Consider the following 14,534-nt stretch of genomic DNA (forward strand, 5'->3'; position numbering starts at 1 on the left):
TGTGCACTAATTATTTAGTGCGACAACACCATTTTTTTAATCACTAATTAACTAGATGCTATTTATTTTTAATTAATGTTACATATATATAATAATTTGATAAAAATTATAATATGATGTAAAATTATGGTGAAATATTAAAAAAATGCTATAAATACAAAAAATATATTGAATAAGGAGGTCGAAATGAAAAAAAGGGGCAGAAAAATATCTATTGCTATTGCTTTAAGTATAAGTGTATTAATTTCAGTAACAATGATTTCTAAAGCAGTAATTAGTAATGAAACATATAGTGAAGGGATAACTGCAAATACGGGGAAGCAGGTAGTTACAAACTTTTATAATTGGTCATATTATCCTGAGAGCAAAGTGGATGGATTTAGTACTAAAGATATAGCTTGGAATAAGATAACTCAAGTTAATCATGGTTTCTGGGAAATTGGTAGTGACTATAAAGTTAAACCAACTGATGAGTGGGCAGATTTAAAGGAAACAAAATTTGGTCATGGAGGTGGAGAAAACTTAGCAGGACATTTTGGTGAATATAAATACTACAAGAAAAAGTATCCTAATGTGAAAATATTAATATCTGTTGGAGGGTGGACAAGAAGTAATATGTTCCATGAAACAGCAGGTAGTGAAGATGGAAGAAAGATATTTGCACAAAGTCTTGTAGATACCTTAGTAAAGTATCCATTTATAGATGGATTTGATATAGACTGGCAGTACCCTTGTGTTCCACGAGAACCTGTGCTAATGGATAGTATGAAAGACTTTGGAAATGTTGCAGGGAATGAAGATAAAGAAAATTTCACATTATTATTAAAGGAATGTAGAGAAACCTTAAATAATAAGGATTTGAAAAATAAGATGTTAACAGTAGTTGTATCTGGAGATGAAGGTAAACTTCAATGCACAGAACCGGATAAGTTTCAGCAGTATGTTGACTATATTTCAGTAATGTCAACTGACTTTTTAGGAGACTCTAGTGAAACTACTAAAGCATCAGAAGGAATAAAGAGAAATCCTTTGGATAAAAGGAACTTTAAATTAGATTTAGATGGAATAATTAGTTCATTAAAAGATACATACAAAGTACCAGCGGAAAAACTATTATTAACTTCTTCTTTAGATTCAAGTGGATTAAGTTCTGTTGAAGATGGAAAAAATGGTGATGGTATATTTAAAGCTGGTAAGAAGATATTTAAAGATAGCAAAGAAAATGGGGTATTATCTGAATATGGCAACAAGTATCTATGGTGGTACATAAAAAATAATTTAGAGCTAGAAAATAGCGGATGGAAAAAATATAGAGATAATTTTAGTAAAACTCCATATATGTATAATTACTACGAAAAAGAGTTTATTACATACGAAGATGAGTATTCATTAAAAGCGAAATGTAATTATGTTAGTGATGAAGATCTTGGAGGAATTGCAATATTGAATTCAGGTGGAGATGATTTTAAGAATTCTAATCCAATGCATACGATAATGGCCGATGCCTTTATAAAAGGAAATTACTATAATGATGTTTCCTACAAGGTAAGTAATGAGGAGATGGAAGTATACGAGCTAGCAGACATAAACAGAGATAAAGAGATTGATTTGCTTGATTTATCATTAGTAGCTTATAGATATAATATTTCTGAGGGAAACTACAACTTTGATAAAAATTGTGACTTAAATGTAGATGGAATAATAGATATATACGATATTGTTTTAGTAGCGAGAAAGATTGACGGAGGGCAGCAAGAAGATAAAGTTTACACCCTATATGATGATTCTAAACGTTATAAAAAAGGCGATTTAGTAACTTATAATGGTGAACCATGGATATGTCTTTGGGAAAATGTAGGAAATATTCCTGGAGAAAGCGATTGGGTACCATGGGAGAGGGTAAATAAAAACTGAGATAGTAATATGGGGGGAAAGTATGAAAAAAAATAATAAAAGGGTAGCAATAATTCTATTTCTTTGTTTAGCATTTAGTCTTATTGAACCGTTAAATATATTTTCAAAAAATGTTAAGGCAGTAGAAGAAAAGCTTGTAATAAATAATGATAATGCAACAATTGAAGATTCACCTCAAATAATTACGATTAAAAAAGAAAATGATCAAATAAACATAACATGGTTACAAATAGGTTCGGAAAATAAATATGAAATAAAAATAGATAATCATATTTTTAAAACAAGTACTAATTCTTTTACTTATCCGATTTTGAAAAGATTAAATGATACTACAGTGGCAGTAAGAGAATATGTTGATAATGGTTTTAGCAAATGGAGTGAAGAGAAAAAAATAAATTTAGAGGATGATAATAAAAATGTCTCTAAAAATGTGTCAAATAATATTATGTTAAGAGATAGAGCATTATCTTCAGAAGTAGGAATTACAGATACATTTCCTCAATATAAAGTTGAAGTATATAGAAATGTTGGGGATAAAAATGATTGGGAAGAAATGTATGGAGGGGATTGGCAACAACTCAATTCTAAAGAAACTCCAATACAAAAAATTAAAGTAACTAATATATCTAAAAAAGATAAATCATTACTTAAATATCAAGTATATGTTTATGATACGGTTAAGAAGGAAGGAAGCTGGCAAAATACAAAAATAGAAGGAGAGGAAGCAGGTGAAGATAATAAAGTTATTACCTCCCTTAGATTTTGGATTGAAGGTAGTAATTATGATGTAAGTTATAACGTTTGTAGTAATCTTAATGATAAAAGTCCATTAATATCATCTTTTGTATCTAGGGGAGAAATTCCTGTAGATCCTACAACAAATACAAAACCTATAGCATCTTTTACATTTAACGTTGTACAAGCATTACCTAAAATTAATACTCAAATATTTGTAAATGGGAAATGGATTAATACAAGTGATAAGGATTTTACTGGAGTAAGTGGTACTCCTCTTAATATGATAAAGTTATCTATGGATAAGAAGCCTACAAATAGTAAGTTAAAGTATCAAGTTTTTATTAAAGAAAATGATGCTTGGCAAGATTGGAAAGAAGAAGGTCAAGCAGCAGGAGAAGAAGGAAAAACTATAACAAATCTTAGAGCAATATTAGATGGAAATAAAGATTATGATCTAAGATATAACTTTAGAACAATCACAGATTCTAATGAGAAATATATTTCTAGTTTTGGAAGTAATGGAAAAGAGGGAGAAGGGACTAATAAGAACACTAAAGAAATAGATGGAGTATATTTTGAATTTTGTAAAGGTAGTCCTAAATTAAATATAATGACATACGGTGATTGTGGAGGTACCTCTAAGGAATGGAGCTATGGTTCTGACGAAAATGGTTATGGTCCAGGAGTTAAAGGAATAAATAAATTTATTATTAATTTATCTAATAAGCCTAAGGGTACAACTATTATGTATCAGGTTTATTCAAAACTAAAGAAGCAATGGCAGGATTGGAAATATGAAGGGCAAGAAGCTGGGATTGACAATGATGAAATAACAAATATTAGAATTAAGTTTGTAGGTGAAACATACGGAAATGGAGTGAAATATATGTTTACATCTAGTTATAATGACAATCCAATGTATGTTTCTAAATATGGATATGATGGAAAAGAGCCAGAAGGGTCTCTAGCTAATAATAAATCTATATGCTCTATATATGTTTTTTTATATGAATCAACACCAATTAGCGAGTTAGATACTAGTGGAAGTGAGATTGTTATAGATCATAGGTATGAAATACCTGAAGGTACAAAACTAGTAATACCAGCAGGTAAAAAAGTTACTTTTAATTCCTCTAAGATGGATAATCCTGGTTTTATTGTAAAAGGAGAATTAGATTTTGTAGGAAATCAGAATAGTAAAATTGATATTACGGATAATTCATATGGAGGATATATTTCTGTTGAGAAAAATGGAAAACTAAATTTTGATTATACTAATTATATTCAAAAAAATAAAGTTAATGATGTAACAGAGAATTTTATATTAAGTAATGGATATGTAAATATAAAAAATAGTTCATTTCTTGGAAATGAGAAAAGTAGATATTTTTTATGGACATATGGCGATAAAGACTGTGTAATTGATAATACTACAATTTCAAAATGGGTAGTTGGAGTTGATATAGGTGAGCAATTTACAGGTAACAGCAGTATTACTAATAGTGTAATAAATGAAAATGAAACAGGTATATATGTACGTGATAGTGAAGGGTATGCAGTAAATAAGAAAATAGATATATTAAATAATAAAGGGATAAATCAAAATGATACAGGAATTATTGTTGGAAGAAGTGGTCTTCAAACTCTTCACAAACCCCTAAATATAATAAATAATACTATATATTTGAATAATAAGAATGGTGTTGAATTTAATTGCAGCAATTTATCAAACATTAACTTTTATAAAAATATAATAAAAGATACAGTCGCTACTAAAGACGTATATGGGGACACATCAATATTGAAGGGTGCTCCAATATTTATTAATATTTCATCTATAACTGATACAGGTGATGGAAGTATAAAATTCATAAATGATATAAATACAAATGATGCAACAAAAGCTAATACTATAGAAAATAACAATATAGATGGAATATTTTTACGTGGTACGACTTTAAGGGTTAACTTAAGTTTAGGGCAAGGAAAATATAAGTATATATTGGGAAATTTAATTATAGGTGAAGGTACAGTGTTGCAATTAGATGAGGGATGTGAGGTTTCTGCAATAGGCTATATAAGAATAAAAGGAGAGTTAAATTCTAATGGAAGTGAAGGGAAGGAGGTAATTATATCTTCATTTCAAAATTCTAAATCACCAATACCACATAAGGATATTGGAATACCTAGTGATTACGGATATCAAATTGGTATAGCTGATGGTGGAAAGTATAAAGCAATAAGTACAAAGCATTTTGGTGGCGGATTATATCAGACATCAGGAAGTAGTAAAATATATAGTGCTACTATATATAATCTTGGAGAAACTTATCTTAGTAAGTGTGAAATAGATAACTTGACTAATACTAAAAATGATGGGTTTGCTTCAGATAATGATAAAGTCTCTATTACACAATGCACAATTAGTTCTTGCGCAATAGGCTTAAATTTAAGAGAAAAAGTTACAGTATTAAACTCTACAATAACTAATAATGATACTGGTATTTTCGCAAGAAAAGGAGTAACTATTAGTAATAGTATTATCAAAAATTCGAGATACGGTGTATCTTCTAATAGTCCTACATCTATATATGATAGCGATATTATTGGAAACACATATGGAATTAATATATCTTATGATAAAGAAAAAGCTGAAATTGGGAAAAATAATGAAAGTGCAATTTTGAATTGTAACATAAAAAATAATTCAGTAGGGATTAATTATTTTGCCACTAATGGGGACCCCTTATGTTCAATTAATTATAACAATATTTCTGGTAATAAATATTATGGGGTATCTACAAATGATGAAAAAATAACTTATATTGATGCAAAATATAATTATTGGGGAGATAAAAATGGTCCAACAGCATATTACATGCGTAATGATTATTCAGGTTCACATTATGTATTCGAGTATCATGGAGATTCAGCGGGAAATGGAAAGGGAGGTTTCTTTATACCATATTGTAATGAAGAGATAGAAGGAAACAAGGTTATTATAGATGATACTAAAGTAAGTGAAGAGACCTATAAACTATTAAATGATTATGGATACAATTTAAAGAAGGCTATGTATAATGATGAATTTAATCCAGGAAGTGGTGCCTTAAATAAAAAATATGATGATTTAGTAGTTAAGAGCCTTGGTATGGATCTTAATCTTTCAAGGATGTATAGCTCTAGAAATACTGATAAGGGTATACTTGGAGAAGGATGGAACTTTTATTACAATTCATCAATAGTAAACATAAAGGATAAATATCCGGATATTGATACAAATGCTAAAATCGTTACCTTACCTGGAGGGGAAGTATGTGTCTTTGAGGAAGGAACAGATGGAAAGTATAAAGCTGGAGATACTAGAAATACATTAGAGTTTGTAAATAATCAGTATAAAGTAAAGACGCTAAATGGATTAACATATATATTCTCATCAGATGGAAAATTAATTGAAATCCATAGTAAAGAGGATAATACATTAAAGTTTTCGTATGATACGAACGTAATAAGTAAAATAGTAGACCAAGCTGGTAGAGAATATGTATTTACCTATTCAAATAAACTATTAACTAATATTCAGGAAAAAATAAACGGTGCTAATAAAAGAACTATTAAGTATAACTATACAAATGGAATGTTATTATCTGTTACTGATGTAAATGGAAATATACAAGAAACTTATAAGTATGATGAGAATAATAAACTGCATCAAATACTAAGGGATAATAAAGCCATAGAAACTATAGACTATGTTAAGGTTGATGAAAATGATAAGGAGAAAGAGAAAGGTAAAGGAAAAATTTCATCATTAAAAGATGCAAATGATAATGTATATAGCTATACCTATGATAATCTAAATAATAAGGTAACTGTAAAAGATAGTCATGGAAAAATAATTGATATGATTTATGACTCTAATTTACTTCTAACTTCTACAGTAGATAATGAAGGTAATAGTAGTAGAACCGAATATAAGTTAGACAAAGATAAAAATAATATTTTAGGAGAACCAACATTCTATTTTGATGAAAAGAAGAATTGCACTACATTTGTTAGAGATGATAAAGGTAATATAACTAGTGAAATAAGACCAGGTAATTCAAAAAAACAATATGAGTATGACGACAATAATAATTTAATAAAAGAAATAGATGAGGTAGGAAATAAAACCTTCTATGTTTATGATAGTAAGGGTCAACTATTACTTGAGAAGATTCAGCCTTTAAATGGAGTAGATGAGTATATTAATACTTCAGATAAAACAAAGTTTGCCATAACAAAATATGAATACTATCCTATATCAGATACAATTAAGATTAATGGGTTAGTAAAAAATGAAATACAGCCAAGCGGATCTAAGAAATCTTATACTTATGATAAGTATGGTAATGTGATAACAGAAACTAATGAACTAGGTAAGGCTAGTAAGTATAGTTATGATGATTATAGTAATAGGATTACAGAAGAAAATCAAGAAGCAAAGACTACTAAATATAAATACAATAACAAGGGCAAGCTTATTGAAAAAGAAGATGGAGAGAATAATATCACAAGATATAGTTATGATAAGTTTGATAAAGTTGAAACAGAAATATCTCCCAAAGATATAGGAACTAATGTTACTAAAACTTATAGTTATTACAATACAGGCCTTGTTAAAAGCATAAAGGACTGTTATGGAAATACTACTGAGTATACCTATGATGTTTATGGAAACAAAGCATCAGAAAAAAACTCTCTTGGAGGTATACACTATTTCTCTTATGATGCATTAAGACATGTATTAAAGGAACAGTATAGGGAAAGCGAAGGTAGTGAATTAGTTACATTAAGGGAGAACGAATACTCTTACGAAGGGAATGCAAGTAATGAGTACGTGATAATCCAAAAAACAAAAGAGTATATTGATAAATCAGCTTTTAAAGAAGTAATAACCAAATATGATTCAAGGGATAATGTCCTTAGTAAAAAAACAGATAATGTAAGTAACGTTATTAATACTTATAATCCTAACGGAACCTTAGCCAATAGCATAGATGAAAATAATGCTCCAACATATTATTCTTATGATATTTATGGGAATGTAATAAAAGTCTATACTCCTGTAAAGTCTGAAAATGATAATATAAAATACAAATGCCAAATAAATGAGTATAACGTAGATGGAGTTAAGGTAAAAGAGCAGGTTGGATTAGAACTAGTTAATAGAGATGAAATACCTAAAAACTTTTATACTAAGACCTATGCTTTAGATGAAGCAGGACAAGTAAAGAGCATGACAGATAGCGAAGGAAGGAAAATAGGGTATTCCTATTATAACGATGGAAATGTTAAAGAAGTTTATCAATATAAGAATAGTATTGAATATATTAAAAATCAATATACCTATAATGCTAATGGGCAAGTAAAGAAGGAAAGTAAACTTACCCAAAAGGGTGATATAGCAGGAAACACTATAACTGATACTGGAGAAATCTCTTTAGATACATTATATGAATATGATAAGAATGGTAATTTAACATTAACATCATTAAGTGATGGAAGTAAAAGCGAAAAGCAATATGATAGCTTAAATAGGCTAAAACAGGAAAAGAAAACAACTAAAAATTCAAGTGGTGAAATTAAGAGCTATACTGAAAGCTATGATTACTTAGGAGATACGAAAAATATAAAAACCTATACAGATAGTGAAAAAAATTACTATAAGGGTGAATATTCTAATGATGGGTTACTAAAAAGAAAGATCTATAATGATGGAAGTTCAATTGAATATAGTTATGATTTACTAAAGAGAGAAGTAAGTAACATAAAGAAAGATAATTATTATCCAGAGGGGAGAAAGACTTTAAGCCTATATGATAATGTTACTGATAAGGTTATAGTTCAAGCAGTATCAAATGAAGCTAACGGAATAAAAGGATATAAGTATGATACAAAAGGGAACCTAATCAAGGAAGTTGATGGAGAACAGTTAAATAGTGCAGCAGGAGGGAACTATAAAGAAAAAATAAACAATGCTATTGGAAAAGAGTATAACTATAGTTTAGATGGAAACCTGACTTCTATATTAAATCCAGACAGTAAGACAAAAGGCAAAGAGTATACAAAAAAATATGAGTATGATGTATTCAATAATAAAACAGTTGAGGTAGATTCTAGTGGTAATAAAATTCAGTACAAGCTAAATTCATATGGAAGTACTTTGGAAGGAATATATACATCATCAAAAGGTGAAAGAATTGTATTACAGAGAAATACCTATGATTTAGTAAATAATCTATTAACATCAGTTGATGGAAATGGAAATAAAACTGAATACACAATAAATTCTCTTGGAAAAGTTAAGACACAAAAACTGCCAGGTGATGAATCTATTGGTGAAGAAAATTATACTTATCAGTATGATAGTAATGAAAATCTTGCTTTAAAAGAATCATCTTCAGGAAGAAAAGAGAGTTATAAATATAATGGTGAGGGAAAGATACTTTCAAAGTCAATTACGCACCCTAATGAAAAAGAAAATATAGAGGAGTTTTATGATTACAATTCATATGGAGATGTAATTAGCCTTAAGGATGGAAGTAGCAATATTACAGAGAATACTTATGATTTAAGAGGAAATAAAATAAAGGAAAACTTAAATGGTAAGCTACAAGGAAGGTGGGAATATGATTCCCTTAATAACTTGATTTTTGAATGGGATAAGTTTGGAAATAAAACTAGTAAAAATTATGATGAATATGGAAGGGTACGCTCAGTAGTAAATTCCTTTGGATTAACGACAGAGAAAAATGAATATAACAGAAGTGGATATTTAATATCAAAAGCTGATGGCTTAAATAATATAACAAAATATGATTATGACGATAATAATAGAGTAAGACTTCTAACTGATGCAGAAGGGCATACAACAGAAAAATGTTACGATGAACTAGGAAATATTATAGAAAGTATTGATGGAAATAAAAACTCCACTAAGTATGAATATGACGGCTTAGGAAGATTAAAATCTGTTCTAAACATCCTATCTGAAAGGACAATTTATTCCTATGATAACAATGGAAATAGGACAGGTATCACAGATGGAAAAGGAAATATCACAAATTATGTTTACAATGTGGCAAATAATCTATCTGAAATAATTGCTCCTAATGAAGGTATTCTTATTGGCAAGGTTCAAAGCTATACTTATAATGCTGATGGTTCAATAAAAAATATTAAAGATAGAAACGAAAATGTTAAAAGCTATGAGTATGATGGCTTTGGTAGAAAGATAAAAGAGAAAAATGGAGATGATACTACAAGTTATACCTACGACTTGGTAGGTAATATAACCAGTGTTTCAGACCCGGTAAATAAAACAAGCTATCAATATGATTCTCAAAATAGGGTAACTAAAAAGACAGTAGATAATAATGGAACATTAAAATATGAATATGATATACAAATTGAACCTAAAGCTGGACCAGGAATGGCAAGGCAATATTATCATCAAGAAAAGATTACAGATCCAAGTAATAAAACAATAACTAAAACCTATGACGGAACGAACAAACTAGTTTCAGTTGAAGATGGAAAAGACAAAATTAAATATAACTATAATGCAAATGGAACCTTAAAAGAAACGGTATTCCCTGACCAATCCATTGAAGGTTACTCATACAATAAGGATATGACAATAAAAAATATGGGACATAAAGACTCTAGTGGAAAAGTTGAATGGTCATGTAGTTATGAGTATGATAATAATAAAAATGTAACGTTCTTTGGTAGTACTGAAGGAAGTAAAAGTTATGGGTATGATAAGGTGAACAGATTAAAATACCAATTTGAGTCTGATGGAGCTAGAACAGAGTATACTTATGATAAAGCTGGTAATAGAGAGACAGAAACAATAACTAAAGATAGCAAAAGCAACACAAATAACTATGAGTATGATAAAGAAAATAGATTAATTAAAAAGATTGATAGAAGTACAGATAAGACTTTGGAAACGTCCTTTATCTATGATAGTAACGGTAATTTAATTTATCAAGATACTTCTGCCCAAAATACTAATGAAGTTTATAATAAACGAAATTTAGTGTATGATAATTATAATAGGTTAGTACAAGTTAAGGAAAATGATATACTTCTTGAAACTAATAAATATAACTATGAAGGTTTAAGAGTTCAAAAAGAAACAGAAGGCAAAACTACAAAGTATCTGTATGATGGTACTGATGTACTTATGGAGCTAGACTCAAATAGTAATGTAAATGCTAGAAATGTATACGGCAAAAAACTTATAAGTAGGGAAGTAGGGGATGAAAAAGGTTATTATAGATATAATGGACATGGAGATGTTATAGGAGTTAAGGACAATAATAACGAAGAACTTGCAAGCTATAACTATGATGACTTTGGTAATTTAACTGAGGAAAGTGGTAGTTTTGATAATCCATATAGATATGCCGGTTATGTTTATGATAAGGAAGTAAATTACTATTATCTTCAATCAAGAATGTATGACCCAGTAGAAGGAAGATTTGTTCAGGAGGACAGCTATAGGGGAGATACTAATAATCCACTTAGCTTAAATCTATATACCTATTGTGAAAATAACCCTCTAATTTATAATGATCCAAATGGACATTGGCCACAATGGATAACTAATGGGGTAAATTGGGTTAAGGAAAAGACAAATGCTGCAGTTAGTTGGGTTAAGGATAAATATAGTAGTATAAAGAATTGGGGTAGTAGTACAGTTAATACTATTAAAAATAAAGTAAGTAATATAGCAGACAATGTAGTAAACTATGTAAAGAAAATAGATATACCAAAGCTTGTAACTGGGATAACATCAACAGTTGTTGGAGTATCATCTTTAGTGTCAGGAATAGCAGCTCTGGCGATGCCTGTGCCAGGAGCAAGACTTGTTGGTGCGGGAATGATAGCAGGTGGTATAGGGAGCCTATCATATGGATTAAGTGAAAGTATGGATTCTCTGGTTGGTGTAAATCCACTAAAGGGGTTTGTGGTTAATACTTTAGGATTTAGTGAGGGGACATACCATTTATTTGGATTAGCGTCAGGAATGGCGAGTATGGTAGGTATGGAAGCAGCAGGACCATGGTCAAATAGTGGAACAAGGACTAAAACACCACAAAAATCTAACAATGGTAGTCCTAAGACTAATCCTAAGATAGAGAGAGAACCACTAGAGAGACCTGTTGCTGGTGATAACAGTGGCAATTTGTTAAAAGGATTGCCAGGTGAGAGTGTAAGTAACCCTAGAAAAACTTTCGTTGATATGATGGAGCCAGCAGAAGCAGCTAGATATGGATCATATTGGAAACAAGGTGCGGGTTCAATTGAAAAAGTAAAAGAAAATGGAAAACTTGTATATAAAGTGATGGATGGAAAAAACATAAACACAAGGCAACGATTATATACAGTACCAGGAGAAAGAAGTATTAAAGATGTTAAGATTAATAGTAAGACTGGAGAAACGTATATAAGAGAAACTATATTTGATAGATATGGAAGAAGAATAGGTAATAATGATTATACTGACCATGGTAGATCTGATATTCCATCACATACAAATCCTCATTATCATCCGAATCCTTATAACAATCCAGCACAACATGGTGAAGGAATTCCAGGATTACATCCTGATACACCATAAGAGGGGTGAGTAAATGACAATAGCAAATTATATATATATAGCAGTAATGAGCGGTTATTATTCAAAGTCAGATTGGCAAAAATGGGCTGATGAAGAAATACTAAATAATGATAATGTCGAAGAATGGATATATAATGTTTCATTAGCTAAAGACACAGAGGAATTATATGAAGCTATCTATGAGAAAAGAATAGAAGAATCGTATTATCAAAGTAATGAATTTCTACAAGAAGATGTTGTAGTTGGATATTACTATATGTTATATAGTGAAAAAAGAATAAGTTTATATGAGTTAATTAGTAGACTAAGTGATGAAGATGATGTAAGTGCTAGTTCATCTATACATGAAAATCAAAACTTTTATACAATATTTAAAGATATAAATGAAAATTATGATTTGATAGAAGATTATGAATTAATCACAAAGATTGAAAAATTATTGCAACCATTTAAAAAATTGGCTGAGGAGCAAAAAATAAAATTGGAGAAACAGTAAATTACAGAAGTTACTAAATACAAAATTATATAGTAACTCAATTCATAATAATTAAAGTTAATATGGTATAGCAATAACAATAAAATATAAAGATTAAGTTGCTGCATAATCTAAATAATGAAGTTTAATAAATGCAGAGAAACTAGCTGAAAAATAAAGTAGGCTAGTTTCTAGTCTTTTCTATGAGAAATATTGGAACGATAGCTTAAAGCAGTAAGACCTAATAAGACAGACTCTACCCAAAGAAAGCTATGAGCTTTCGTTCTAATTGAATTAAAGGGGAAGGGGTATTTAATATATGGTTGGGAATGAAAAGTTAAAATAATATTGTTTGGAGCATAATATTAATGCTTATAGATTATCAAAGATTTCAGGGGTAAGTATGACCTATTGTTATAGTCTGCTTAAAGATGAAATGGACAATCCTAGTTTTAGTACACTAAATAGAATTGCTTTAGCTCTTGGAGTAGATATGAAAGAATTACTTTAAAGTGGACAGAGGTGTTTAATAGCATCTGTATTTTAATATAATAATTAAAAATTTTATTTACATATTCGGAAGAATAAAATGGAATCTCATGTGTAGTTGATAAAAGTAAGACAAGCACCCCGATGTGATAAAATTTCTAATTAAACCACCATGGTAAGGCTAAAATACCTTGGGTCGTGAAAAGAGAGAAGACTTTTATAGGATATATAGCAGGAGGTGGTTCATAGTGACAAGGATTCACATCGGGTATATATGTCAATAAAATATTTAATCGTTAGTACCATTTCTTTAGTTTCATAAGCAAGTAAGTTCAAATAATATTTATTGTTAAATAAAATAAAGAATCTAAGATATGATACTGCGAAGCTCGTATTATATCTTGGATTCTTTTTGATTGTAGTATATTTACTGGTTAAGATTCTATAAAACATAAGACACGTCCTTGAGACAAGCGATTGCTTCTACAAGGTGGACACCCCTGGGGCTGTCCAAGTGGAGAGTGAATAATATAATTCCCTAACTTTGGACAATAGATTGTCAAAAGTGGACCACTCCTGGAGTAGTCCAAAGGGAAGATAGTATCTACGTACGTAAAGTTGCTATAGCATCATCATTTAGTTAAAGGAACATTAGCTTGTGTTATTAATGAAACAGCCTTATATGGCTAGTTCATTAATAATGCAAGCTTTATTTGTATATGATGTTAGAGCAAAGCTAGTCTAAGTGATGGAACTGCCTTAATGGCAAGTCTATCACTTGGAACAGCACCTCTTCAGCGTAATAGCATGCACCCCCACGGGTACCCAAATATAGGATTAGCCTAATGCTATCAGATACTTATTGGATTTAGGGTTGGAGCTTGTCGGAAAACCTAAAGACTATTAGTAGCTGAAGCTAATGGCCTGTACTATTTTGGGTGTGGGAATAGGTGCCCAAGGAATTATAGATATATGGTATATCGGGTATAGGAGTAAGAGTATTAATAGGATCAAAATATAATTATAGAAGAAGTTAATTAAATAGTAGGTGACGGTTATTTGAATTATAGATAATGAGGATTAAAGATTAAGTATTAAAATAATAATAAGAAGTGGCGGTAGCCACAATAGGCGCAGCCTATAATATAAAATTGCTTGGACTAGCTTTAAGTTAGGTGAGAATTTAGAAGCTTCAGGAGTGAGTAGGATTAATTGAGCTATACAACATCTTAAGTACTAATAGGA

Annotated in this window: 4 protein-coding genes; all 4 read left to right on the forward strand. The window is 29.9% G+C overall.

The genetic code is table 11. The features are described from left to right. Window positions 1-186 precede the first annotated feature (186 nt). The 4 genes from ACSYT2_RS03390 (at window position 187) to ACSYT2_RS03405 (ending at window position 13,311) form a co-directional block, all read left to right on the forward strand. Window positions 187-1,914: a glycosyl hydrolase family 18 protein gene (locus ACSYT2_RS03390; RefSeq protein ID WP_438383486.1), complete on the forward strand. Its 1,728-nt coding sequence runs from the start codon at window positions 187-189 to the stop codon at window positions 1,912-1,914. 22 nt (window positions 1,915-1,936) lie between these two features. Beyond that, window positions 1,937-12,325 carry an RHS repeat-associated core domain-containing protein gene (locus ACSYT2_RS03395; protein WP_438383488.1) on the forward strand — a complete coding sequence of 3,463 codons (10,389 nt, stop codon included), beginning with the start codon at window positions 1,937-1,939 and terminating at the stop codon, window positions 12,323-12,325. Between the two features lie 13 nt (window positions 12,326-12,338). After that, a complete protein-coding gene (locus tag ACSYT2_RS03400) occupies window positions 12,339-12,821 on the forward strand; it encodes a hypothetical protein (RefSeq protein WP_438383491.1) in 483 nt (160 codons plus the stop codon). A gap of 331 nt (window positions 12,822-13,152) precedes the next feature. Continuing rightward, a complete protein-coding gene (locus ACSYT2_RS03405) occupies window positions 13,153-13,311 on the forward strand; it encodes a helix-turn-helix domain-containing protein (protein ID WP_438383494.1) in 159 nt (52 codons plus the stop codon). Window positions 13,312-14,534: the final 1,223 nt, after the last annotated feature.

Origin of the sequence: Clostridium zhoujianii (assembly GCF_051590805.1) — a bacterium.
GTDB lineage: Bacteria > Bacillota > Clostridia > Clostridiales > Clostridiaceae > Clostridium.

What these genes read in the sequence shown, in the direction of transcription:
- ACSYT2_RS03395 (WP_438383488.1), top strand. Translation starts at nt 1,937, where the DNA reads ATGAAAAAAAATAATAAAAGGGTAGCAATAATTCTATTTCTTTGTTTA.
- ACSYT2_RS03400 (WP_438383491.1), top strand. Translation starts at nt 12,339, where the DNA reads ATGACAATAGCAAATTATATATATATAGCAGTAATGAGCGGTTATTAT.
- ACSYT2_RS03390 (WP_438383486.1), top strand. Translation starts at nt 187, where the DNA reads ATGAAAAAAAGGGGCAGAAAAATATCTATTGCTATTGCTTTAAGTATA.